Raw genomic sequence first — 25022 nt, 5'->3', positions numbered from 1 at the left:
TATTATTTTAATGAATCTGTAACGTAAGGTAATAAACCAATATGGCGTGCGCGTTTAACGGCTTGAGCCACTTTACGCTGGAATTTTAATGAAGTACCAGTTAAACGACGTGGTAATACTTTACCCTGATCATTAATGAACTTTAATAAAAAGTTAGCGTCTTTGTAATCAATATACTTAATACCATTCTTTTTGAAACGGCAGTATTTTTTACGGTTATCCTCCACTTTTGGAGCGGTAACGTATTTAATTTGTTCGTTAGCCATTAGTTTGTTTCCTCCACTTTAGCTGCTGGTTTCTTGTTAAAAGCACCGCTGCGTTTTTTGTCATTGTAAGCAATGGCATGTTTGTCCAAAGCAATGGTCAGGAAACGCAAAACACGCTCATCGCGCCTTAACTCTACCTCCAATTTGTTAATTAATTCACCTGGAGCCTTAAATTCAGTTAAGTGATAGTACCCTGTAGTCTTTTTCTGAATAGGGTACGCTAATTTTCTCAAACCCCAATTATCCTCCTGGACAATTTCGGCTCCGCCATCAGTTAAGATTTTGCTAAATTTGGCAATGCCTTCTTTAGCAGTTTCTTCTGATAACAACGGGGTTAGAACGATCACGATTTCGTACTGTTGCATTATTATACTTTGATTTTTAATTAATTACCCGCTATTACGGGGCTGCAAATGTAAAGAGAATTATTGATTTTTCAAATAGTTTTCTCTGTATATTTACCGCACTAAAACACATTTTTTAAACCTTATCTATTTGTTGATGAAAACATTGTTATTAACACTTATATGTGCCTGCTTTATCCAGGTATCACTTGCGCAATCGCCAGGGCCAGTTGAAAGAAAACTTACCGACTCTTTATGTAAGGCTATTTCCAAACTTGATTTATCAAAAATCCAAGATGGAAAGGCTGCCAAAGCGGCCTTTATGGAGTGTTTTATGCAACAATCAGCTATGTTTATTGACCTGGCCGAAGAGCGCCATGTGTCTATGGAGGATGATAATGCCATGCACCAAATTGGAACTGATATTGGTAAAAACCTATTTAAACAAAAGTGTGATGGTTTTTTAAAGCTGGCTGTTAAAATGGCTGACAAGGAAAACAACACTGAAAGTGAAAGCGTAAATTATACGGAAGGTAGCTTTAAACGAATAGATAATAAAGGTTTTAATTATATGGTTATAACAGATAACTCAAAAAGTGAAAAATCATTTATCTGGTTAAGGCAATTTCCCGGATCTGAAAGCTTTATGAATAGCGTTACACCATATGTGGGCAAAAAAGTAAATATAAAATGGCAGGAGATGGAGGTGTATTTGCCACAGGCGAAAGGATATTATAAAGTAAAAGAAATTTTGGCTGTTGATATTTTATAGATAACAGTTACCAAACTTAATTTACGAAGCTTATCTTTATCGCAGTAGTTAAAACGTAAATTATTTCTTATGGAATTTGTAGACCTTAAATATCAAGATGCAGTATTGCCGGCCTATAATAACATCACGATGTTAGCTCCCGGCGAAGACGATGAGTTTGAAAGTGATTGGAACGATGAGGATGATGATCTGGATAATCAGTTGGATGATCTGCATGAAATTCAGGTAGATGATGATCTGAACGAACCAGACCCCGAAGATGATTACCCACAACCCGATGATGACGATGAATAAGGCAAAATAGTTTAATTACATAATCGTTTCATCGATACTTTAACTTCAGGCATTTTCTTGCTAACTTCGTAGCTGTGGATAATTTTATTGTGTCGGCTCGTAAATACCGCCCGGCTACTTTTGAAACTGTTGTTGGTCAGCAACATATAACCAACACACTTAAAAACGCTATTAGAAATAATCAGCTGGCTCAGGCATTTTTATTCTGCGGGCCGCGTGGTGTGGGTAAAACTACCTGCGCGCGTATCCTGGCCAAAACTATCAACTGTACCAATTTACAACCCAACGGCGAAGCCTGCGGTGAGTGTGCCTCCTGCAAAGCGTTTGAGAATGGTAACTCTTTTAACGTACATGAGCTGGATGCTGCGTCAAACAATTCGGTTGATGATATCAGGAGCCTGATAGACCAGGTACGTATACCACCACAGGCAGCACGGTATAAAGTTTATATTATTGATGAGGTGCACATGCTATCGCAGGCGGCATTCAATGCTTTCCTGAAAACGCTGGAAGAGCCACCGCATTACGCCATATTTATATTGGCCACTACCGAGAAGCATAAAATATTGCCTACCATACTTTCGCGCTGTCAGATATTTGATTTTAACCGTATCCGGGTTGATGATATGGCTGCACACCTGGCATCGATAGCTGGCAAAGAAAATATCAGCTATGAGCCCGATGGTTTACATATCATAGCGCAAAAAGCTGATGGTGGTTTGCGTGACGCCCTTTCCATGTTTGATCAGATTGTTAGCTTTTCGGGTGGTAAGGTTACTTACCGCTCGGTAATTGATAACCTGAATATACTTGATTACGATTACTATTTTAACATCACTGACAGTCTGCTACAGGAAGATACAGGTAAAGTGCTGTTGTTTTTTGACGAGATATTATCACGGGGATTTGATGGGGCTCACTTTATAGCCGGTTTGTGCGAGCATTTTCGCAACCTGCTGGTAAGTAAAGACCAATCAACCTTGAAACTGCTTGAAGTAAGCGAAGGGATTAAAAATAAGTACCTGCAGCAATCGCAAAGCAGCCCGGTATCGTTTTTACTTTCGGCTATGAATATTGCCAACCAATGCGATATCAATTATAAGCTGAGTAAAAACCAGCGACTCCAGGTTGAGCTCGCATTGCTCAAAATGTGCCACTTGCCCTCGGCATTTAATATGGTGGCTTCGCCGCTTACTGCAACATCCGCCGCCGACGGGTCATTAAAAAAAAAACCTGATACCTCAGCAGTAGCAGCGCCGATACCGACTAATAAGATTAATAATGAGGCTTCGGTATTGAGCGATGCTCCCTTGTCTTATAATACAACCAAACCGCAAAGTGTTGAAAATAAGCAGGCAGCGGAAGTAAAAGAGCAAGCACCTGCCGAGAAGCCTAAAATATTTATACCCTCGCCAAGTCTGGGTTCGTTATCCATAAAAATACCCTCGCTTACAGATACCGGTAAGACTGTTGAAGAGGAGGCAGAGGAGGAAGATCCTTATTTAAAAGGAAACGATCGTGTTGATTTTACTATGGATAACTTTTTACAGTGCTGGAGCGACTTTGCCGCTAAAATTAAGGCCGATGGTAAAAAGAACCTGGTAACTATTTTTATAGCTAATGCTCCAAGGATGCTTAAACCCTACGAGTTTGAGATAGTGGTAGGCACCAAACTGCAGGAAAACTTATTTAAAGAAGAAAGACCTGCTTTGCACAACTATCTGCGGGGGCGGTTAAAAAACTTTACTATTGAGGTGAATGCCCGTGTTGATGAACAAGAGGTGGTGAGAAAACCATATACGGCTATAGAAAAATTCCAGTACCTGGCTGCCCGTAATCCCCAATTGGTTGACCTGCGTAACCGCTTTAATCTTGATTTTGATTAGGAGGTTAGTTCTCAGTTTTGAGTGATGAGTTAGCTATGAAAAGCTCAAAGCTCATCACTCAAAACTGAAAAACTTATTTTAAGAATTCAGTGTCATTTTTGGGATAGCCCTCTTCATCCAGATCGTCACGATCATCTTCAGGAGTGTGTGCTAATGCAGAATCTGCAGGGTCAACCTCTACAATATCGCCCTCATCAATGTGCATGCCAAGATCGTCAACATCCGTTTCAAGCGATCTTTTACCGGCATATTCCTCATCTGTATTATCATATGGATTGGCTTCGTCATAAGTTGAGTTCATGTCGTTGCCATTTTTAACAGAGGTATTATACGGATCGGGATGGTCATAATCCGGATCGTCGCTTTTTACATCATATTCAAAGCTGTTGTCCTTAGGGTTGTATTTAAGATCCTCTTTGTCAATAGTTTCGCCTAATTCGTCTTTTAATGTTCTGTCCCGATCGGCGCTGTTATCATTTAAAGCGTCATCGTCTTCATAATCATCATCAAATCCGGGGTTTATATTTTGATTGCTCATCGGTTTTTGCTTTGATTAAATATACCAAAAAACCTTGCCAAAATTCAAAAAGAGTAATTAATAATATATCTGTTTGCGGTAAGATGTTACACCTCCAATACCTACTTTTATTCCCAGGATAAATTGTGTAAATATATCGTTATGACGCCCGGCCTTGTATCCGTCAAGATTATCATCCATTACCCTGTTGTATTGATAACCCAGATCTATCTTAATGCCGGGATCATTGTATTGGTTAAATAACTTTATTTCATAACCTATTCTCAGCGGTATATAAGGTATCTGACTGTTAGTATCACCCGGAGGCTGTACACCTGCCGGCAGCGTATTATCGCCACCTCTTTTTACATGGTTCACCAGGTATCCAATACCGGTTGAAACGTAAAAGCCTTTAAACGCATTAGCTACAGGGCTTTGGGAGTAATCTATCACTTCGCCGGCCTGCAACTGTACCCGTAAAGCAAATGCCCAGAAATGGTTTTCAAATGTACGGCCATATCCCAAATTCGGATCACCGGCTTTAAGGCTGCCAAATTGCCCTTCAAAAACATAGTTTACAAACGGGCCATGGTTATACGTGAAATTAAATTGGGCCGAAGGCGTGTATTTTAAAGCCTTGGTTACATCTGTGCTGATAGGATAATTGATACCAACGGCGGTGCCTACATCATACTGTGCGTAGTCATAACCTAATTGTGCTTTCGCTAAAAATGCGCTGGTACATAAAATAACCGTGAATGCTGTTCTTAATATCAGTTTTGTCATAAATAGACATTAGGGGGCTATTAATTGGCAATCTGTTTATCTACCAACGTTTAATTTTATGAAAATAGTATCTGCCTCTGCAAACACAAGAAACCTGCCATAACAAACATTCGGGCCCAAATAAATCAAATTTCATTTATTATTAATGAAAATGGTAAAGTCTATTTAATATATTTGAAGCCATTAAAATAAAAAACAACAACATCAGGTATGTCAAAAATTAAAGTAGAAAATCCGGTAGTTGAACTGGATGGCGATGAAATGACCCGAATTATCTGGAAATTTATCAAAGACAGATTGATAATTCCTTATCTGGATCTTGATATCAAATATTATGATCTGGGTATCGAGTATCGTGATGAAACTAATGATCAGGTGACCGTTGATGCCGCTAATGCTATCTTAAAATATGGTGTAGGTATTAAATGTGCCACTATTACACCTGATGAGGCCCGTGTAGAAGAGTTTGGCTTGAAACAAATGTGGAAATCGCCAAACGGAACTATCCGTAACATTTTAGATGGTACTGTTTTCCGCGAGCCTATTGTAATGGCCAACGTACCACGCTTGGTTCCTAACTGGACTGCTCCTATATGTATTGGCCGTCATGCCTTTGGCGATCAATACCGCGCTACTGATTTCCTTACTAAAGGAAAAGGAAAGCTTACTGTAACTTTTACTCCCGAAGATGGTGGTGCCGAGCAATCATACGAAGTGTATAATTTTAAGGGCGATGGTGTTGCTTTAACCATGTACAACACGGATGAATCCATAAAAGGATTTGCACACGCTTGTTTTAACCAGGCGCTTATGAAAGGCTGGCCTTTATACTTATCAACTAAAAACACCATCCTGAAAAAATATGATGGTCGTTTTAAAGATATTTTTGAAGAGATATATCAACAGGATTACAAACAAAAATTTGCAGAAGCCGGTATTACCTACGAACACCGCCTGATTGATGACATGGTTGCATCTGCGTTAAAGTGGAATGGTAACTTTGTTTGGGCTTGTAAAAATTATGATGGCGACGTACAGTCAGATACCGTAGCGCAAGGTTTTGGTTCATTAGGTTTAATGACTTCTACTTTAGTTACACCAGATGGTTCAGTTATGGAAGCCGAAGCAGCACATGGTACGGTAACACGTCACTATCGTGAGCACCAGGCTGGCCGTCCAACATCTACAAATCCAATCGCGTCTATCTTTGCATGGACACGTGGTTTAGAGTTCCGTGGCATATTGGATAAAAACGATGAGCTGGTAAACTTCTGCAAAACTTTAGAGCAGGTTTGTATAGAAACTGTTGAAAGCGGAAAAATGACTAAAGATTTAGCCATCACAATAAAACCAAAAGTAGAGCATGGTACAGATTACCTGTACACCGAAGAGTTTTTAGAAGCTATAAACGAAAATTTAAAAGCCAAATTAGGTAAATAAGTTATAGCGCAAACTATACAAAAGCCCGCCCTTAAAAAGCGGGTTTTTTTGTGCCCCCAAGTTTTTGGTAAAAAAAGCTGAATCGGTTTATCTGTTTCTTTTTTAACTCCTAACTTAGCGCTATAAAAACAAAACCGATGTCAACATTATATCCATTAAAATTTAAAACTATCTATAAAGACAAGATCTGGGGCGGTCAAAAGATCAAAACCTATCTGCATAAAGATTTTGGTACTTTGCCTAACTGCGGCGAAACCTGGGAAATATCAGGCGTAAAATCTGATGTGTCTGTAGTTGCCAATGGAGAACTGGCAGGCGAATCACTGGCTGATTTGTTGGAGAAATATCAAAGCGAGCTGGTAGGCCAAAAGGTTTACGCGCATTTTGGTAATATATTCCCTTTACTGGTAAAGTTTATTGATGCCAACGAAGATTTGTCTATCCAGGTGCACCCGAATGATGAACTGGCCAAAAAATGCCATAATTCATTTGGAAAAACCGAGATGTGGTACGTAATTGAAGCCGATCCGGGTTCAACTCTGATAGCAGGTTTTAATCAGGAACTTAACGAGCAGCTTTACCTGGATAAATTTAACAGTGGGCACCTTACCGATATTTTGAATAAGGAAGATGTAACGGCAGGCGATGTGTTCTTTTTACCGGCTGGCCGGGTACACACCATTGGCAAAGGTTTGTTGATAGCCGAAATTCAACAAACATCGGATATTACCTACCGTATATACGATTTTGACCGGGTTGATGATAAGGGTAACAAACGGGAGCTACATACCGAAGAGGCACTCGCCGCTATCGATTATAAGCACTATCCGGAATATAAAACCAGTTATCAGCCTAAAAAAGATGAAACCGTAAAACTGGTTACTTGTCCTTATTTTACAACTAACCTGCTCGATTTTACGCATAGCACTTCTAAAGATTACTCAACCCTTGATTCATTTGTGATTCATGTGTGTGTAGAGGGAGCCTACTCCATCAAATTCAAGGGGGAAGTATATGAAGTGAAAATGGGTGAATGTATCCTGCTACCTAAAAGCATTGATCAGGTTGAGTTGGAAACAACTGGTAGCTTTAAAATATTGGAAAGTTATATTGAATAATATACTTAAATTAGTACAGGTAGTGTAAAACAGTACCTGTACTAACTTTTCTACTGCCTCGCTATTCCTTGCAGGTTTTTGAAGATCTCCTGAAGGCGCTGAACGTCTACCGGCTTAAAAATGTAACCCGAAACAGAAGGAATATTTTTCGCACGGTCAATGTCGTGTGAGTCAATGGAAGAACTGAGTATATAAACGGAGATTTTTTTCCCCAGTTGTGATTTTATTTCCTCAAATTCTTTCATGAATTCCCAGCCATCCATTACGGGCATACTGAGGTCAAGAAATATAATATCAGGTAAATTAAGAGCATTACCCGGATTTTTTAAATGGGCAATTGCGTCGCTACCATTTTCAAAATGGGTAACCTGATTGCTCAGGTCTTTGATACTGAGTAGTTTTTTAAATCCGTAAGCGTAAATTTTGTTATTATCAATAATACAGGCATTAACCAGAGGAGCGGGTACAATCATTTATCAGTTTAAATTAGACCAGTTTAATGGTAAATTTAGTGCCAATATTTACTGTACTTTCCACTTTAATGGTACCACCAAGTGCTTCTATCTGGTTACGGGTAATAAATAAGCCTATGCCTTTAGCGTCGGGGTTTTGATGAAATGTCTTGTACATGCCAAATACCTTATCGCCATACCGGTCAAGATCTATTCCTATCCCATTATCTTCAAATATGAGATAAATATGATTCCGCTCTTTCAAAGTATGGCATTTGATAAGAGGTTGTCTATCCGGATGACTGTATTTTAAAGCATTAGTAAGCAAATTTTGCAAAATGCTCTCCATGTAAGCCGGTATATAGCTTATTTGAGGAGATTGGCTAAAGTCATATTCAATACGGGCGTTAACTGCTTCTATATTGCTTTTTATAGCAGACTGAATATTGTTGAAAATGGCCTCAAAGTTAATGATACTCCGTTCATTGGTGATTTCAGTTTGTATCTTAACAATCTCGTTCAGGTGTTCAATTGTAGCATTTAAGCTGCTGCTGATCGATTTGATATGCGCGAAGATCTCGGTACGGTCTTCTTCCAATTCTGTTTCTTCGTACAGGTTCACCATGAACTGTAAATTACCGGTATGTGATCGCAGATTATGTGATACAATGTACGCGAAATTTTGCAGGCGCCTGTTTTGATCGGTTAGTAAATTGAGTGATGATTCCAGGCTGAGGCCTTTGCGTTTGTTGCTGTCAATATCTTGTAAAATGCCCCTTATCGTAACACAGCGGCCATATTCGTTGATGATGGGAACGCCTTTAGCCCTTACCCAGATCACATGGTTTTTGGCAGTTCTGAACAATAATTCCAGATCATAAGGCTGGCAAAATTCCAATGCGTTATTAATGGCGTTTTGTATAACAGGACGATAGGGCGGTTCAAAAAAACTTACTGCTTCTTCAATGCTGAGCTTTATTTCAGATTGTAATTCAAAAATATCGTATATCTGTTTGGATAACGTTAAATTGAGAGAAGCGGCATCAATTTCCCAGCTGCCCAATTTAGCAATCCTGATAGTATCACCATAATGCTGGTCATTGCGTGCAGCCCTCAGTTCAGCCTGCTTATACTGGTTGATATTGATAATAGACCCGTAGATGATCTGCCCGTTTCTATCATGCTGCCTTTTGATGGTACTTTCAAACCAGTGATATCCAGATGATTTGGTGAGTAACCTTATTTGGATTGGCTTAGCAGGGGTTGTGCCTTGATCACTTAGGGCATTCAGAAAAACGGCTTTGTCCTGATGATATAAAAGATGGTCAAAAAATATGTGATTGGAGCATTCAATTTCGTTGGTTTCATACCCCAAAATACTGTAAAAACCTGCCGACCATTTAATGGCCCTGGTATTAATGTTATATTCCCAAATGCCTGCATTAATATTATCAATTATTTGAGCAAGATGCAGCCTGCTGTCATCAGAAAACTTATCCTCAGAAAAACTCATATAAATTAATACCTACTCATTTTTTTGGTAACGACACGCTCTGTATAAGAAAATTATGTGCCATAATTTAAAATCAAGAAAATTACAACCATAGGTTGTGGGTGTTTTTTCTGATCTGTAATCATTAAAGTTTAAATCACCGGACTTCAAATATAATATTTGAAATTATATAAACAACTCTAATACTGATGATTAACAAATAAAATTTATTGTATTAAAATATAACTGTTTAGGTAGATTCATAACTCAAAATAATTGATTTGGCTATGGTTTTCATCTGTTTTGCCTCCATTTAATTGTAAAAGATGCAACAACCATAATTTGAGCTATGATTTTTTTAAAAAGAGACAATAATTGTATTGTGAAAGAAAAAAAGAGGGTTAAAACCTAATGTTTTTAAAACGAATGTCCTGTTTTTAATTCGTTTTTTACGTTAACCGGAGATTAAGAATGTGTAATGATTAATTCGGCAAGGGCATTGGAGGCTATCCATTTAGCGGCTTTGTGATCTTGTTTGGAAATATTTTGGGCTGTTTGTATAGCGACTGCTTTTAAAATTTCGTTTCTTTTCCCGATCTGTCTGAGGGCCCAGTTCACCGCTTTTTTTACAAAGTTCCGGTTATCCCACGCTTCACGTTCAATAATGGGCATTATTGCTATAAACGACTCATTGGTAGCTGTTTTGCTATGTACCGCATATTCGGCCATGAGCACAAAACCTGCCCGTTTAATAAATTCCGCTTTATTGGAGCTGAATTCAAGAGCCTTGCTCATGGCAAAAGGGGTACGATCAAACAGATTACCGCATACCTGGTCGCATAGATCCCAGGAATTGAAATCTTTAGTCCAATTATCCATCTGTTCCTCCGTAACCAGTGCCGGGTCGTCAATTAAGGATGCCAGCATACGGGCTTCATGCAAACCTGTATCCCAAAGATCAAGTGCCAGCTGATGGTTTTTTTTGATGGTTTTGGCCAGTTTTCGCAATTCCGGCAGGCGAACACCAATGGCATGAGTAGCGTCAATACTATAGCGTTGCATGCCAGCCAGATAACCGGCATCAGCTTTCTGTTTTAAAAACTCAACGATCTCATTAACTTTCATTGATCAATGGTTGGGTTGCATATAAATCAATATACTATCAAATATAAAAAATCACCAAGCAAAAAAGCCGGGCAATTTGCCCGGCTCAAATTAAAACAGCGCTAATAGTTAATAGAACATTTTGAATATCGTATTACCTTTAATTAAAGGTTTCCTCTTATTTCCTGTTCGCGTTCGATGGCCTCAAACAAGGCCTTAAAATTGCCCGCACCGAATGATTTGGCCCCTTTACGCTGTATGATCTCAAAGAAGAGGGTTGGTCTGTCTTCAACAGGTTTGGTGAAAATTTGCAGCAGGTAACCTTCATCGTCACGATCAACCAGGATACCCAGTTTTTTCAAGGGCTCCAGATCCTCGTCAATATGGCCCACACGATCTGTTAATTCATCGTAATAAGTAGTAGGCACAGTCAGAAACTCAACACCACGGCTCTGCAAATCGGTTACGGTTGCCACAATATTGTCGGTAGCCAGGGCAAGGTGTTGTACGCCTTCATCCTCATAAAATTCGAGATATTCCTCAATCTGCGATTTCTTTTTACCTTCGGCCGGTTCATTGATGGGGAATTTTACATAGCCATTTCCATTGCTCATCACCTTGCTCATGAGGGCAGAGTATTCGGTACTGATCATTTTATCGTCAAAGGTGAGGATGTTTTTGAAGCCCATCACATCTTCATAAAAATTCACCCATTTGTCCATCTTATGCCAGCCCACATTGCCCACGCAATGGTCAATGTGCAGAAGGCCCGCGGTAGGTGGATTATAGTTGTTCTCCAGCTTTTGATAGCCTGGTAAAAACAAGCCATTGTAGTTTTTACGCTCGATAAACATATGAACGGTTTCGCCATAAAGCATGATACCGCTGGTGCGAACCTCGCCGTGTTCATCGGTAAAGGTTTGCGGCTGTTGGTAGGGTTCAGCGCCGCGTTTGGTAGTTTGTTCAAAGGCGTCATAGGCATCATCCACCCAAAGGGCTAGCACTTTTACACCATCGCCATGTTTTTTAATATGCTCGGCAATGGGATGTTCAGAGTGCAGGGGAGTGGTTAATACTATCCTGATTTTACCTTGTTGTAATACGTATGATGCCTTGTCGCGTACCCCTGTTTCGGGGCCGGAATAGCCCAGGTTTTGAAAGCCGAAGGCCGTTTTATAATAATGGGCGGCCTGTTTGGCATTACCCACATAAAACTCCACATGATCGGTACCATTAAGCGGTAAAAAATCTGTAGTGCTTGGTTTTTTATCTAAAGTTTGTGTTTGCATGGTGTTTAATTATTGAGTTAGTGAATTATTGAGTGCTTTAGGCTTTCAGTTTTTTGCTTTAGGCTTCAATCTCACATTTGCCAGCTCTTGTAATAATTTTCGTCTTCAATTTTTATAGCGTCTTCGGTCAGCATCAGCGGGCGGAAGGGGTCTATCATTACCGCCAGTTCATCGGTTGATTCCTTGCCGATTGATTTTTCTACCGAACCTGGGTGTGGCCCATGAGGAATACCACCAGGATGCAGCGTGATTTGCCCTTTTACTACACTTTTACGGCTCATAAAGTCGCCATCTACATAGTATAAAACCTCATCGCTATCTACATTGCTGTGATTGTATGGCGCTGGGATCGACAGTGGATGGTAATCAAACTTACGGGGCACAAAGGAGCATATTACAAAATTGTTGCCCTCAAAAGTCTGGTGTACTGGTGGTGGTTGGTGCAGGCGACCGGTTATTGGTTCAAAATCATGTATGGATAAGGCCCAGGGATAATGAAAACCGTCCCATCCAATAAAATCAAAAGGATGGGTGCCATATATATACGGATATATTAAGCCCTGTTTTTTAATCAGGATCTTAAAGTCACCTTTTTCATCATACGTTTTCAGATCGGTAGGACGCTTTATATCACGCTCGCAATAAGGCGAATGCTCCATCAATTGCCCGTACTGGTTACGGTAACGCTTAGGTGGCCTGATCGGGCTAAAGCTTTCTACAATGAACAGCCGGTTATCGGGAGTGTCAAATTCCAGCTGATAGATAGTGCCGCGAGGGATCACCAGGTAATCGCCATATACAAATTTGATATTACCGAAGCCCGTTTTTAGTGTACCTGAGCCTTCATGTATAAAAACGACCTCATCGGCCTGACTATTTTTGTAAAAATAGTCCGTCATGGATTTTCGCGGAGCCGCCAGTGAAATATGCAGATCGCTGTTTACCAGCACCGGTTTACGGCTTTGCAGGTAATCGTCCTCGGGTTTTACATTAAAGCCGATCAGACTGGTATGTTTCAGGTGTTTTTCACGGGCTATTTTGGGCTCCACACTGTATGGCTCACCCAGGGTTTTTACAATAGTAGGCGGGTAGGCATGATATACCAGCGAGTAAAGGCTCGAAAAGCCTTCTGTTGATACCAACTCTTCGGCATATAACGAACCATCGGGTTTGCGGAATTGTGTATGCCGCTTATGCGGGATAGCTCCTAAGGTATGATATAAAGGCATGATGTTTTAATTGGTTAACAATAAAACGTTTAAAATATCAGGATAGTTTTTTGGAGAACAAGGAATAAGGGTTTTGGGATTATTGGACTGTGGGATTCCTGGATTAAAAGCAGGAACGGGTATTAGTCCTCTAGTCTTTATTCCAAAAGTCTTTTAGTATTGGGCCAGCACAATTTTGGCCAACATAGCGTCCCTGAACGATGATGCATCGCTCATGCTGGTGAGGCCCAGTGAAAACAGAAAATGTTTTTGTACGCTTAACATGGTCACCACGAAATTAGAAGTAATATTTTTAATATGCAAGCATAATATTTTAACCAGGCATGAGGTAAAATGTTTAGTTTTGGCCCAACCAATTACCGGTTATGATAAAAACGAAAGCTATATGGTTAGGAATAGCCATCTGGATCATAATTACCGTAGTGTTTTCAAAATTTGATGCGCCTGCAGACGGATTCTCTTCTATTGGGTTTCCCTTGCATTTTTATACCTATTTTGAAGGTAAATCAGCCTCTGGTAGTTCTATAGATCATGGAATCATTTTAACTTACCTTTTAGTAGATTTTATTGCATTAATAGTTTTTATTGTATTGCTCCATGTTATTTTATCAGGCAGACGAAAGCCAATTAAAATTCACTTATAAACACATCGCCCTATGAAATTAGTATCCTATAAAACCGAAGACCGTGAGCATTTAGGTATTTTTATAAACAAGCATATCTACAACCTGAATTCCTGCGACAAACTGATCCCCGACAATATGAACGAGTTTTTGTGGGGGGGCGATGAGCTGATGGATCATGCCAGGCGCGTTCATGAGGCCATTAGTTCGGGAAAAATGGAGGCTAAGGAGGAATTGTTTTTTGAGCTGCTAGCCCCCGTAACCCACCCAACCTCATGCCGCGATGGTTATGCCTTCAGGCAGCATGTTGCCGCCGCACGCCGCAACCGTAAGGTGGATATGATACCCGAATTTGACCAATATCCAATATTTTATTTTACCAATCATAATGCCATACAGGGCCCCGGCGAAATTGAGTGCATGCCCGACCATTTTAATAAGCTCGATTTTGAGCTGGAGGTAGCCGTGGTGCTCAACAAAAAGGGCCGTAATATTAAAGCCGCCGATGCAGATAGCTTTATTGCCGGCTATATGATCATGAACGATATGAGTGCCCGTACCCTGCAAATGGAAGAGATGCTGCTGAATCTGGGCCCGGCAAAGGGCAAGGACTTTTCGACTGTTATTGGTCCCTGGCTGGTAACTCCTGATGAATTGGTGTCATATAAAACAGCGCCTAAACCAGGTCACACCGGTAATAACTACAACCTGCAAATGACTTGCGCCGTGAACGGTAAACAAGTGTCGGCGGGTAATATGGCCGATATGGACTGGACCTTTGCCGAGATCATTGAACGCTGTGCCTATGGCTGCGATGTGTTGCCTGGCGATGTGATAGGCTCTGGCACGGTTGGTACAGGTTGTTTCCTGGAACTTAACGGCACCGGCCTGCTTAATGATGCCAATTATAAACCTCAATGGCTGCAAGCCGGCGACCTGGTTGAAATGGAAATCACCGGTTTAGGTATGCTAGGCAATATCATCAAAAAGGTCGACAGCGATTTTTCGATATTGGGGTTGAAGAAATAAGTTAAATACCGATGCTATCACTCAAAGTAAGCGAGCTTTCTATTTTTCAACTACAAAATTATTTGAACCATGCCGTTGCACCGCGCCCAATTTGCCTGGCCAGCACGGTTGATAAGGATGGGAATGTAAACCTGAGTCCATTCAGTTTTTTTAATGTATTCAGTACCAATCCGCCAGTTTGTGTGTTTTCTCCATCTCGAAGTGTGCGGGATAATATCACTAAACATACCCTGCAGAATATTTTAGAAGTTCCTGAATGTGTGATCAATATTGTTGACTATGATATAGTACAGCAGGTTTCCCTTTCGAGCGTGATGTATCCAAAAGGGGTGAATGAGTTTATAAAATCGGGATTAACCCCTGTAGCATCCGAACTGGTTAAACCGCCCCGTGTAGCCGAAGCCCCTGTACAACTGGAATGTGTGGTGAACCAGGTAATTTCCCTTGGCGATACCCCCGGTGCCGGTAATCTGGTCCTGGCCGAGATCAAACTCATCCATATCAAAGACCATGTTTTAGATGCCGAGGGTAAAATCGACCAGGCTAAAATGGACCTGGTTGCTCGTCTCGGCGGTGATTGGTATTGCCGCATAACCCAGGATAACTTGTTTAAGGTAGCTAAGCCTAATGCCAAAATAGGCATAGGCGTTGATAGCCTGCCACATGCCATACGTAACTCCCTGGTGCTTACCGGCAACAACCTGGGGCAATTGGGTAACCTGGAAGCCCTGCCGGCCGATGATGCCATCGAAGTATATAAGCAAGATCCCGCTATCAAAGAATTATTAGACGCCACCATAGGCGATAACCAAACCCGCGAGCTGCAACTACACTTGAAAGCCAAACAACTGCTAGATGAGGACAGGGTAGAAGAAGCGTTGATGGTGTTGCTCATGGATTAAAAAAGAATCAAGATATTAGAGTCAAGAATCAAGACAAGAATAAAACTTTGAAGTTTCTCTTTATTCTTGACTCTTACCGCTTGATTCTATGCTCAAAACGCGTAATCATTACCTTTAATGTGATAATCGGCAGGGATGTGATTTTTCTCGAAGAGATCGTATCCTGGTTGCAGGGTTTTCCAGAACGGCATATAGGGTTGTTGAGCAAAAATGCCCATGTAGTTTTTAGTCATCCGGAAGGGATATATATCCAGGTTGATCTTTTGCTGACCGCTTTCAAAAGCCTTGTAAATCAATGTGTAAATTTCCTCTATCCGCGGATCCGTCATGGCATAACAGCCGATAGACGCGCAGTGCCCATGAATCATCACTGCGTCGCCGGTATAGCCTTTGAGCTGCTCTACCTTGTTGGGATAGCCTATATTGATGGCCAGGTGATAGTTACTCGCCGGATTAAGTTGTTTAGGTTCAACGGTATAAAAACCTTCGGGGCTTTTGCCATCTCCCGAACGGGTTTTGGTTCCCAAACCGCCGGAGTAGTAGCAAATATCATAGGTTTTAAACAGGATATATTTCGGCCCCGCTTTTAGCCACACTTCCAACGCATCCTGGTATTTGAATATGCGAATGTAAACGGCTGATCCTGCTTTCAGACCTTTATTTTTCAATTCTTTTTGCAACCTGGGCCATACAATGGTGCGTACATCGCTGGCGCGTTTGCTATCGGGTAATTCGGTTTTGGGGCTGGTTACTGTTAATAATGACAACAACAGCAATTGCAATAATTTAGGCATCTGGTTTAATCGGTTTTAATAAGAGTAAATATAACTATATTTATAGTTACGTAGGGCTACCGAAAAAATTGTCCCACCTGTATTTTAACATTTTGATGCCCTGAAAACTTTTTAAACCTTAAATTTTAACACTTTTCGGTCCGAAATGGAGTGAAAATCGATCGAAAACTGTTCGAAAAACCTCATTTTAACACTTTTTAACAAATTTTAACACAGTTTTAATAGGTTTTAAAAACTTTAAAAAGTATTAATTTTTTGATTATCAAATAACTATATACAAAATGGCTGGTTTTTGACCTTATTTTGTCTTGAACAAAACAGCCCGCTTTCCTGATAAAAAGGAAAGCGGGCTGGTAGTTGATATAAATATACGGAAAGTTATTGGAAGTTTTGGTGGCGAAGATTGGCATATAGTCCGCAGCAGAAGAAGTCGCTTACTGCAGTGATGGGCGGGTGAGTCGAACGTTTTGTCATCCCAATAACATGGTGTTTTCTCTTGGCTCCTGATTCCCGATTCTTGCTTTTTTAGCCCTTCTCCATTCACCGGATAAACCCACACTTTTACCGATTTCCTACACGCTGTTCACCTATATCACCTTGCCCCGCGTGGTATACCACTGTACCTTTAGGGTATAATATTAATACTTAAAGCGATGAACAACAATATAGAAACTACCATTACCCCCAATAATAGCAAAGCTGCTGCCGGGGTAATTTTATTGATCATTGGTGGTATACTATTGATCAGAGAATTTGATCTTTTCCTTTTCCCCGACTGGCTGTTTAGCTGGCCCATGTGGATAGTGGCCTGGGGTGTATATATGGGTGCCAAGTACAATTTCCGCAAAGCATCCTGGATACTGATCACCCTAGTGGGCTTGGCCTTTTTGCTCAGTGAGAATATAGCCGATGCCGACCGTATTATTTGGCCGGTAGCTATTATGGGTTTTGGTGCCTGGATAGCCTTTAAACCACGCAAGCACAAAGAAGAGTTTTATTTTGAAAAGCCAAAGGATACTTTTCATTTCGATAAAACAACCGAACCTGAAGTCTGATTTTTCATTTTAATAGTTTGTAGTCAATTCATGAGGGAGTACCGGTTTGCGGGCTCCCTTTTGTTGTGGATGTTTTTAGTATCAAGTGGTTAGTATCAAGTATCACGACACTTTTACTTGTACCTGTTTGTAATCACCAGTGTAGGAAAGATTGTTTTTGGGGCTAAAGCCAGTAAATACTGCTATTATCCGCCCCATAAATGGGACGGCAATGAATAAAAAAAATTGGCTTTATCTTTCATTGCCGTTGGTTTTAACCAACGGGCTACAAAGTATCAATTATTGGCTTTAGCCTAACCCTGCATCCAGCCTTTATTTTATTTCTTCCCAACACTGGTGATTACAAACGAGCCCAAATTCCCCCTTAAAATTCTTGATACTTGATACTAACCACTTGATACTATTCCCCTCGCCAACTTTTTCACCGACAAAACTTACCTTTCTACCGATTTCTTTAAATATATCGCCAGTTTTTGTTTGGCACATGTATAATGTTACCTTAGTTTTGGATATGATTTAATTTGCACACAAATGAACAACGATATAGAACATACAACCAACCCCAATAAAGGAAAAGCGATGGCTGGGGTTATACTACTTGCTGTAGGAGGAGTGCTGCTCCTAAAGCAATTTGCCGATTTTTTCATTCCCGATTGGATATTCAGCTGGCCCATGGGGCTTATAGTGGCAGGTCTTTATTTTGGAGCTAAACATAATTTCAGAAAAGCAACCTGGAGTATCACGATCGTTTTAGGCATCATTTTTTTATTAAACGATAATATTGACGACGCTAGTCGTGTAGTATGGCCAATAGGTATCATTGGTTTTGGTATATGGCTTATTTTAAGACGCGGCAGACATAATGAGTGGGAAAGAAACATCAAAGATGGTAAATGGAGCAAACAAGACGGTAAATGGAGTAAACAACCCGCCAATTTTGATTTTGGTAAAAACGACCCCGAAACTGATTATGCTATAAAAGATGGCGACGATGTACCACCCAAAGATCCCAACAGCCCACCGTTTGGCTACCATAATGGTGACGATTACCTGGATGCGGTTTCAATTTTTGGCGGGGTTAACAAAACCATACTATCCAAAAACTTTAAAGGCGGCGAAATAGTGAACATTTTTGGCGGTGCCGAACTTGACTTTACACAGGCCGATATCAGCGGTAGGGTTTATATAGATATTACCCAGGTATTCGGCGGTACCAAGATCATTGTACCATCCAACTGGCAAGTGGTATCGGATCTGGCAGCTGTTTTTGCCGGAGTTGATGATAAACGCATCCGCAGCACCGCATCACCCAATAACGATAAGATACTGGTACTTAAAGGAACCTCCATTTTTGCCGGGGTTGATATACGCAGCTATTAATTACGAGAGTCAAGATATTAGAATCAAGAGCCAAGAAAGTAAACAGAAGAACATGGCTAAAGAAATCAAGGAAAGCCTTTTATCTTGATTCCTGGCTCTTGATTCTTGACTCTAATTAATTATAAAACAAAGATAATGAACTGGTACGTAGCAAAATTAGTTTTCAGGGTGATCAGTGGTGCAGGCGATCACCAGGCGCAGTTTGATGAGCAGTTACGCCTTATCAGTGCCGATAATGAACTGAGCGCCTTTGAAAAAGCAAACAAAATTGGTCATGCCAATCAGGATAGTTTTAAAAACATCGAAAAACAAACCGTTAAATGGCAGTTTATTGATGTGGCCGAGCTAAACCAGATAGGTGAGCTGGCCGATGGCGCCGAACTTTACTATAATATACATGAAACACCAGATGCCGACCTGTACATTGCCTGGGCGCACCACAAATCGGCATTATTGGGGGTGAGAAACTAAGTAAAAGAATCAAGAGACAAGAGTCAGGAATCAAGAAAAACACAATAAAAAACATGGTTAAAAGAATTAAATCAGGAATACAGGACGAGCACTTTACGTGTGACTTGTCTGCATTTCCCCGTCTTGATTCTTGTCTCTTGATTCCTGTCTCTCACTTTAAAAAAATATAAGTTTTGGCACTACCCTCTATATCAGCTTCAAAATTATACGGCGCATTTATTGTTTGCGGCCTGGTTTGGGCCGGCCTGCAAACTTATATTGTGCATAGTTTTGGCTTTTACTGGTTCACAGCCTCAACGGATGGCTTGCTGAGTGCTATACTGCTTTCGGGTGCCTGCTGGCTTATCAACAATAACCTGCGTTACTACCAGCCCGGTAAGGGCAGTTATATCAACCTGTTTATATGGTGCGTGGCACTTACCGGTATTTGTACCCTGGGCTGCCGCTATCTGCTGCCGCTCATTAATACTGATAAGGTGTTTGTTACCTTTGTACAGCAATCCTTAACTATCCGCTTTTTTACCGACTTTCTGGCTATCGGCTGGATGGCCATGATCAGCTTGCTCTGGTATTCGCAGCTCGATCAGAAAGAAACACAGAAACGTAAAACCGAAGCTGAGCAACTGGCTCGTGATGCCGAACTGTATAATCTGCGCCAGCAATTACAACCGCACTTTTTGTTTAACAGCCTCAACTCCATCAATGCGCTTATCGGTTTTAAACCCGATGAAGCCCGTACGATGATCCATCAGCTGTCTGACTTTTTACGGGGCACACTGAAAAAGGACGATCAGCAACAGGTTCCGCTTAGTGAAGAACTGGCGCACCTGAATCTGTACCTGGAGATTGAAAAAGTACGTTTTGGGCACCGCCTGCAAACCGAAATAAGCTGCGACGATAAATGCGGCAGCGCGGTGATGCCTTCAATGTTGCTACAGCCTCTGGTGGAGAACGCCATAAAATTTGGCTTGTATGATACCATAGGCGAAGTAACCGTAAGTATCCGCAGCGAAATGGAAGATAATTATTTAGTGCTGATGGTTCAAAATCCCTATGATCCGCAAACCTCGCGCCCGCAAAAAGGCACCGGTTTTGGCTTGCGCGGGGTACAACGCCGTTTATATTTGCTTTTTGCCCGTAACGATTTGATGGAAACTCATGGAAATGATAATATATTTACAACCATTATAAAAATACCACAGTTATGAGGCGAGCCTTAATTATTGATGATGAACCTTTAGCACGAATGGTTGTTAAGGAATATCTGCAAAATTTTAGTGAAATTGAATTGATACAGGAGTGCAATGATGGGTTTGAAGGTTTAAAAGCCATACAACAGCACCAACCCGATCTGATTTTTCTGGATGTGCAGATGCCTAAAATAAACGGTTTTGAAATGCTGGAACTGGTGGAGCAACCGCCTGCCGTTATATTCACTACCGCTTTTGATGAGTACGCTATTAAAGCTTTTGAGGCCCACGCTGTTGATTACCTGTTAAAACCCTTTAGTAAAGATCGTTTTACAAAGGCTATCGAAAAATTCCTGGCTACCGCGCCTGAAAAACATGCGCCAAAACAAACCGAAGAGCTGCTGGAAACCGCCGCCACACAATCGCCAGCACAAAATGAGCGTATTGTGGTAAAAACGGGTACCAAAGTTAAAATTATCCCTGTGGCCGATGTAGAGTACCTGCAGGCCGATGATGATTATGTAAGCGTGTTTACCAAAGAAGGATCATATCTGAAAAACAAGACGATGAACTTTTTTGAAAAAACGCTGGATGCACGCCAGTTCGTGCGTGTACACCGCTCCTACATTATAGCCATACAGCAAATTACCCGTATAGATCCGTATGAAAAAGATGCACACCTGGCCATACTGAAGTCGGGCGCCAAAATACCGGTAAGCAAAACCGGCTACGTAAAGTTGAAACAAGTGCTGGGTATATAAAACAGGATTAAAGGATTTTTATAAGATTAACAAGATTTTTGTAGAGACGCATCATTACATGCGTCTCTTTTGTTGTGTCATTAAGTCCCATCCGTCAGGGTGACACCCGGCTAAAAGAGTTAAAGCTTCGTGCGATTCCTTCCCTCGGGAAGGTAATAGCACATGAAAAGGCATAAGGAAAGAATAATACTAAAAAAGGAGCTCCGTCGAAGGGTAGAGCACAGAGGCCAATTCACCATGCTTCGACGGAGCTCCAGCATGACACCCTTTGGGGATAGCTGCCACTTGATGGGCTATTACTCTTGCGAAGGGGCAAATGTCATTAAGTTAAGGTTAAAGGCTATTCCGCAGGAGTAAAACCTTTGTAGTAAACAAGGTATAAGTATTTAGCATACCGTAGGTATGCAACCTGAGTGCAGTACCTACGGCACTAACGAGAATTGGCTTTTTTACTACAAAGCTTTTATCCCTATGGGGTTTGAAAAATTTCTTAACTTAATGATATTGGCGGATAACACCTGCTTATATAAAAAAGATTGCTACAGGGTACGCAGCAATCTCTACATAATTATTTTTCTCTCACCGAAAGGGTTGAACAGATTCTGCAAAATTAAATCTCCGGTTCCTGCTGACTCAGGCAGTGAAAACTACCCAGGCCCCAGATAATATCGGTGGAATCAATACCAATCACCTGGTGATCAGGGAAGCATTGTTGTAAAATATCGCAGGCCTTATCATCGTTTACCGAGCGATACGTGGGTACAATAACCGCCGAGTTGGCAATATAAAAATTAGCGTATGATGCCGGCAGACGTGTATCCTCATAGATCACGGCCTCGGGCATAGGCAGCTCTACAATGTTAAGCTGTTTGCCGTTGAGCAGGCGCATGGTTTTTAGGGTCTCGAGGTTTTCCTGCAGCAGGTGATAGTTCTCGTCGTTCTTATCTTCTTCCACCACGGTAACTACCGTATCCTCATTTACAAAGCGGGTAATATCATCAATATGGCCATCGGTGTCATCGCCAACAATACCGTCGCCCAGCCACAAGATCTGCTCGGTGCCATAGTAGTTATGCAGATAGGCTTCTATCTGGTCCTGGCTTAACAGCGGGTTGCGGTTTTTGTTGAGCAGGCAGGCGGTGGTGGTTAGTATGGTACCTTTGCCGTTAAAGTCAACAGAACCACCTTCCATCACAATACCGGGGTTAAATACGGGCAAACCAAAATGCTCACCGATTTTGGTAGGTATCACATCGTCCAGGTCAAACGGCGGATATTTACCACCCCAGGCGTTGTAACCCCAGTCGATAATGGCTTTTTGTTTGGTATTGGGATTGATCACAAATGCAGGACCGTGATCGCGGCACCAGGCATCGTTAGTACCAAAAGCAAACAGCTCAACTCTGGTCATATCAACACCGGCGTGCTGCAGCTGAAAAATTACGGCGGCTTTCATGACTTCATCAACCACATTGATGCGTACCAACTCGTTACGGGTTAAAATTTTGATAAACTCGATGTACGAAGGATAAATAGTATCCAACTTACCCGGCCACGAAGCTTCCTTATGTGGCCAGCTCAACCAAGTGGCTGTGTGCTTTGCCCATTCAGCAGGGAAGAAAAATCCCTGCGAAGCAGGTGTTTGTATAGTTGAAATGTTTTGGCTCATATTGGTTAAAAGCAAAATTGTTAGTCTGCCTCTATGTCATTGCGAGGAGGAACGACGAAGCAATCTCGTAGCTATTCTTATCCGTGAGAACGCGAGGAGATTGCCACGCTATCGCTCGCAATGACATATTTTATATTGGAAATTTAATCCTCGTCTAAAAGTCTTTTGGTTATAGGTTGATATGAATCGATCCTTCTGTCTCTTAGGAACGGCCAGTGGCTTCTGTAATAATCAGATTTATCCAGGTCAAGCTCTTGTACCACCACTTCTTCCTGGTCATGTGAGGTTTGGTGAATGATAGCGCCAAACGGATTGGCGAAAAACGAACCGCCCCAGAATTTTACGCCGGCTTCTTCGCCTACACGATTTACGCTTACCACGTGTACACCGTTGGCCACCGCGTGCGAGCGCTGTATGGTTTGCCAGGCGTTGTATTGCTCCACATTGGTGGCTTCATCCTGCGAAGTTGCCCAGCCAATAGCGGTTGGATAAAATAAGATATCGGCACCCATTAAAGCGGTAATGCGGGCAGCTTCGGGATACCATTGGTCCCAGCAAATAAGCACGCCTAGTTTACCATATTTGGTTTTAAATACTTTGTAACCCAGATCGCCGGGGGTAAAGTAAAATTTTTCGTAAAAACCCGGATCGTCAGGGATATGCATTTTACGGTATTTGCCTAAGTAACTACCATCGGCATCCAATACAGCGGTGGTATTGTGATAAACACCTTGCGCGCGTTTTTCAAATAATGAGGCAATGATTACCACATTCAGTTCGGCGGCTACTTTCTGCAACTCGTCGGTTGATGGGCCAGGGATGCTTTCGGCTAGTTTAAAGTTGTCGTAATCTTCCACGTCGCAAAAATAAAGCGAGGTGAAAAGTTCCTGTAAACAAACTATTTGCGCTCCTTTTGCAGCGGCTTCCCTTACTTTAACAATAGCCTTTTGCAGGTTCTGCTGTTTATCAGCAGTGCAGCTCATCTGTACCAGGCCAACTTTTACTTTACTCATACTCATAAAATTTGCGCAAAAATAACAATTGCTATGATGATTTGCACTCAATTAATTAATGATTACACACGGTTGATGATCAGTGTTTTTGCACAATTGTGAAACCATAAGTATATAAACTGCGTTGTTGAACCAATGTTGCCGCCATTAAAAAAAAATTAATGTGTGCAATCAAATAATTAGCTTTGCAGCCAATGACAGAAGACGAAATACCAGCGCCAAAAACATTTAAGCAGCAACTGTGGAATGTTACTAAAACTGTATTAAAAATAGCTGTTACCACAGCGCTGCTCATCTGGGTATTTAGTAAGGTACCTATTCAACTGGTCAAATACCGTTTGCTGCACGCCAATTACTGGTGGATGGCAGCGGCCGTTGTTTGTTATTTTTGTTCGATGGTGGTATCATCATGGCGCTTGCTGAGCTTCTTCCGGTCCATAGGCTTAAAGTTAAACCCTAAATATAATTTACGACTGTATTTCCTGGGGCTGTTTTATAATGTACTGCTGCCCGGTGGTATCGGCGGCGACGGCTACAAGATCTTTATCCTGAACAAAGCGCATAAAGTTCCCGGTAAAAAATTGTTCTGGGCCATTATGTTTGATAGGCTCAGCGGACTTTGGGCCATTGGCCTGATCACGGTTGGACTGATATTTCTGATTCCGCAGATAGATATCCATAAGGCCCTCCCGGTAAGTATCTTCCTGGGCGGCTCAGCGGTTTATTATTTTGTGGCCTACATGTTTTTCAGGGAGTATACCAAATACTTTTTCGAGGCACATCTAAAAGCCCTGGTATTGCAGGGTTTCCAGCTGCTGGCCATCATCTGCGTGATGTTTGGGCAGGATTTCACTGGTAAATTTTCGCCATATCTGTTATCGTTCCTGATTTCGGCGCTGGCATCTATTATACCTATTACAGCCGGTGGGGCAGGAGCGAGGGAAGCCATATTTACCAAGCTATCTGATTATTTCCCGATGGATAAAGGGCTCTCCGTTTTCTTGCCATCATCATTTTACCTCATATCTCTTTTGGTAGCCTTATTTGGGCTATACTATGTGATCCGCCCAAGCCGTTTGGATAAGGGTCTGAAAAAATATGACGATGAGGTGGCTGAAACAAGCACAGATCCGGGCGGGGAATAAC

27 protein-coding genes are annotated in these 25022 nt (G+C 41.4%); 14 read left to right on the top strand and 13 right to left on the bottom strand.

Features of this window, described 5'->3' with window-relative positions; all coding sequences use genetic code 11:
• Nucleotides 1-2: 2 nt before the first annotated feature.
• On the bottom strand, nucleotides 3-266 hold the full coding sequence (rpsR, locus tag BW976_RS25535) for a 30S ribosomal protein S18 (RefSeq protein ID WP_022833472.1): 264 nt from the start codon (nucleotides 264-266) through the stop codon (nucleotides 3-5).
• On the bottom strand, nucleotides 266-631 hold the full coding sequence (gene rpsF, locus BW976_RS25530; protein WP_076377919.1) for a 30S ribosomal protein S6: 366 nt from the start codon (nucleotides 629-631) through the stop codon (nucleotides 266-268). Before rpsF ends, rpsR begins: the two co-directional genes overlap by 1 nt.
• A gap of 136 nt (nucleotides 632-767) precedes the next feature.
• Here rpsF and BW976_RS25525 point away from each other — a divergent pair, with 136 nt between their 5' ends.
• The 3 genes from BW976_RS25525 to BW976_RS25515 all read left to right on the top strand — a co-directional run bounded on the left by BW976_RS25525 (nucleotide 768) and on the right by BW976_RS25515 (nucleotide 3562).
• Nucleotides 768-1382 (top strand): hypothetical protein, encoded by a 615-nt coding sequence (locus tag BW976_RS25525; RefSeq protein WP_076377917.1) that lies wholly within the window; start codon nucleotides 768-770, stop codon nucleotides 1380-1382.
• A 69-nt stretch (nucleotides 1383-1451) separates the two neighbouring features.
• Nucleotides 1452-1676 carry a hypothetical protein gene (locus tag BW976_RS25520; protein ID WP_076377915.1) on the top strand — a complete coding sequence of 75 codons (225 nt, stop codon included), beginning with the start codon at nucleotides 1452-1454 and terminating at the stop codon, nucleotides 1674-1676.
• A 74-nt stretch (nucleotides 1677-1750) separates the two neighbouring features.
• Nucleotides 1751-3562, top strand: coding sequence for a DNA polymerase III subunit gamma/tau (locus BW976_RS25515; RefSeq protein WP_076377913.1), 1812 nt, complete (start codon nucleotides 1751-1753; stop codon nucleotides 3560-3562).
• A gap of 73 nt (nucleotides 3563-3635) precedes the next feature.
• On the opposite strand, the gene BW976_RS25510 is transcribed toward BW976_RS25515, so the two are convergent.
• Nucleotides 3636-4100 carry a hypothetical protein gene (locus BW976_RS25510; protein ID WP_076377911.1) on the bottom strand — a complete coding sequence of 155 codons (465 nt, stop codon included), beginning with the start codon at nucleotides 4098-4100 and terminating at the stop codon, nucleotides 3636-3638.
• A gap of 57 nt (nucleotides 4101-4157) precedes the next feature.
• On the bottom strand, nucleotides 4158-4865 hold the full coding sequence (locus BW976_RS25505; protein WP_076377909.1) for a hypothetical protein: 708 nt from the start codon (nucleotides 4863-4865) through the stop codon (nucleotides 4158-4160).
• Nucleotides 4866-5075: 210 nt separating this feature from the next.
• Between BW976_RS25505 and BW976_RS25500 the strand changes: the two genes are divergently transcribed.
• Nucleotides 5076-6305, top strand: a complete 1230-nt coding sequence (locus BW976_RS25500; protein ID WP_076377907.1) for an NADP-dependent isocitrate dehydrogenase — start codon at nucleotides 5076-5078, stop codon at nucleotides 6303-6305.
• 137 nt (nucleotides 6306-6442) lie between these two features.
• On the top strand, nucleotides 6443-7423 hold the full coding sequence (locus BW976_RS25495) for a type I phosphomannose isomerase catalytic subunit (protein WP_076377905.1): 981 nt from the start codon (nucleotides 6443-6445) through the stop codon (nucleotides 7421-7423).
• A 50-nt stretch (nucleotides 7424-7473) separates the two neighbouring features.
• Here the strand turns inward: BW976_RS25495 and BW976_RS25490 are convergent, their stop codons facing one another.
• From BW976_RS25490 to BW976_RS29575, 6 genes are all read right to left on the bottom strand, one after another.
• The gene (locus BW976_RS25490) at nucleotides 7474-7896 is read right to left on the bottom strand and encodes a response regulator (protein WP_076377903.1); all 423 of its coding nucleotides are present in this window, start codon (nucleotides 7894-7896) and stop codon (nucleotides 7474-7476) included.
• Nucleotides 7897-7909: 13 nt separating this feature from the next.
• Nucleotides 7910-9388 carry a PAS domain-containing sensor histidine kinase gene (locus BW976_RS25485; protein ID WP_076377901.1) on the bottom strand — a complete coding sequence of 493 codons (1479 nt, stop codon included), beginning with the start codon at nucleotides 9386-9388 and terminating at the stop codon, nucleotides 7910-7912.
• A 444-nt stretch (nucleotides 9389-9832) separates the two neighbouring features.
• Complete coding sequence (locus tag BW976_RS25480) at nucleotides 9833-10492, bottom strand: DNA alkylation repair protein (protein WP_076377899.1); 660 nt, start codon at nucleotides 10490-10492, stop codon at nucleotides 9833-9835.
• 143 nt (nucleotides 10493-10635) lie between these two features.
• Complete coding sequence (hppD, locus tag BW976_RS25475) at nucleotides 10636-11760, bottom strand: 4-hydroxyphenylpyruvate dioxygenase (protein WP_076377897.1); 1125 nt, start codon at nucleotides 11758-11760, stop codon at nucleotides 10636-10638.
• Between the two features lie 71 nt (nucleotides 11761-11831).
• Nucleotides 11832-12989, bottom strand: a complete 1158-nt coding sequence (locus BW976_RS25470) for a homogentisate 1,2-dioxygenase (RefSeq protein ID WP_076377895.1) — start codon at nucleotides 12987-12989, stop codon at nucleotides 11832-11834.
• 153 nt (nucleotides 12990-13142) lie between these two features.
• The gene (locus BW976_RS29575) at nucleotides 13143-13292 is read right to left on the bottom strand and encodes a hypothetical protein (RefSeq protein WP_175614178.1); all 150 of its coding nucleotides are present in this window, start codon (nucleotides 13290-13292) and stop codon (nucleotides 13143-13145) included.
• 62 nt (nucleotides 13293-13354) lie between these two features.
• Between BW976_RS29575 and BW976_RS25465 the strand changes: the two genes are divergently transcribed.
• The 3 genes from BW976_RS25465 to BW976_RS25455 are packed head-to-tail and all read left to right on the top strand — an operon-like array spanning nucleotide 13355 to nucleotide 15543.
• The gene (locus tag BW976_RS25465) at nucleotides 13355-13633 is read left to right on the top strand and encodes a hypothetical protein (protein WP_076377893.1); all 279 of its coding nucleotides are present in this window, start codon (nucleotides 13355-13357) and stop codon (nucleotides 13631-13633) included.
• Nucleotides 13634-13645: 12 nt separating this feature from the next.
• Nucleotides 13646-14641: a fumarylacetoacetate hydrolase family protein gene (locus tag BW976_RS25460; RefSeq protein ID WP_076377891.1), complete on the top strand. Its 996-nt coding sequence runs from the start codon at nucleotides 13646-13648 to the stop codon at nucleotides 14639-14641.
• Nucleotides 14642-14652: 11 nt separating this feature from the next.
• A complete protein-coding gene (locus BW976_RS25455) occupies nucleotides 14653-15543 on the top strand; it encodes a flavin reductase family protein (protein ID WP_076377889.1) in 891 nt (296 codons plus the stop codon).
• 92 nt (nucleotides 15544-15635) lie between these two features.
• Here BW976_RS25455 and BW976_RS25450 read toward each other — a convergent pair whose 3' ends face one another.
• A complete protein-coding gene (locus BW976_RS25450; protein WP_076377887.1) occupies nucleotides 15636-16337 on the bottom strand; it encodes a L,D-transpeptidase family protein in 702 nt (233 codons plus the stop codon).
• A gap of 653 nt (nucleotides 16338-16990) precedes the next feature.
• Here BW976_RS25450 and BW976_RS25440 point away from each other — a divergent pair.
• The 5 genes from BW976_RS25440 to BW976_RS25420 all read left to right on the top strand — a co-directional run bounded on the left by BW976_RS25440 (nucleotide 16991) and on the right by BW976_RS25420 (nucleotide 21194).
• Entirely contained in the window at nucleotides 16991-17392 is a 402-nt protein-coding gene (locus BW976_RS25440) for a LiaF transmembrane domain-containing protein (RefSeq protein WP_076377883.1), read from the top strand.
• A 531-nt stretch (nucleotides 17393-17923) separates the two neighbouring features.
• Nucleotides 17924-18772 (top strand): LiaF transmembrane domain-containing protein, encoded by an 849-nt coding sequence (locus BW976_RS25435; RefSeq protein WP_076377881.1) that lies wholly within the window; start codon nucleotides 17924-17926, stop codon nucleotides 18770-18772.
• A 135-nt stretch (nucleotides 18773-18907) separates the two neighbouring features.
• Nucleotides 18908-19243, top strand: a complete 336-nt coding sequence (locus BW976_RS25430) for a DUF4288 domain-containing protein (protein WP_076377879.1) — start codon at nucleotides 18908-18910, stop codon at nucleotides 19241-19243.
• Nucleotides 19244-19416: 173 nt separating this feature from the next.
• The gene (locus BW976_RS25425; RefSeq protein ID WP_221283448.1) at nucleotides 19417-20451 is read left to right on the top strand and encodes a sensor histidine kinase; all 1035 of its coding nucleotides are present in this window, start codon (nucleotides 19417-19419) and stop codon (nucleotides 20449-20451) included.
• Nucleotides 20448-21194 (top strand): LytR/AlgR family response regulator transcription factor, encoded by a 747-nt coding sequence (locus BW976_RS25420; protein WP_076377877.1) that lies wholly within the window; start codon nucleotides 20448-20450, stop codon nucleotides 21192-21194. The genes BW976_RS25425 and BW976_RS25420 overlap by 4 nt, the downstream gene beginning before the upstream one ends.
• Nucleotides 21195-21804: 610 nt before the next feature.
• Here BW976_RS25420 and BW976_RS25415 read toward each other — a convergent pair.
• Nucleotides 21805-22863 (bottom strand): agmatine deiminase family protein, encoded by a 1059-nt coding sequence (locus BW976_RS25415; protein ID WP_076377875.1) that lies wholly within the window; start codon nucleotides 22861-22863, stop codon nucleotides 21805-21807.
• A 143-nt stretch (nucleotides 22864-23006) separates the two neighbouring features.
• A complete protein-coding gene (locus tag BW976_RS25410; protein WP_076377873.1) occupies nucleotides 23007-23876 on the bottom strand; it encodes a carbon-nitrogen hydrolase in 870 nt (289 codons plus the stop codon).
• A 194-nt stretch (nucleotides 23877-24070) separates the two neighbouring features.
• Here BW976_RS25410 and BW976_RS25405 point away from each other — a divergent pair, with 194 nt between their 5' ends.
• Nucleotides 24071-25021: a lysylphosphatidylglycerol synthase transmembrane domain-containing protein gene (locus BW976_RS25405; RefSeq protein WP_076377871.1), complete on the top strand. Its 951-nt coding sequence runs from the start codon at nucleotides 24071-24073 to the stop codon at nucleotides 25019-25021.
• The last annotated feature ends 1 nt before the right edge of the window (nucleotide 25022 follow it).

Source organism: Mucilaginibacter lappiensis (genome assembly GCF_900155965.1).
Lineage (GTDB): Bacteria > Bacteroidota > Bacteroidia > Sphingobacteriales > Sphingobacteriaceae > Mucilaginibacter > Mucilaginibacter lappiensis.
Note: the sequence above shows the minus strand (reverse complement) of the source record. Positions and strands in the feature narration are given on the sequence as shown.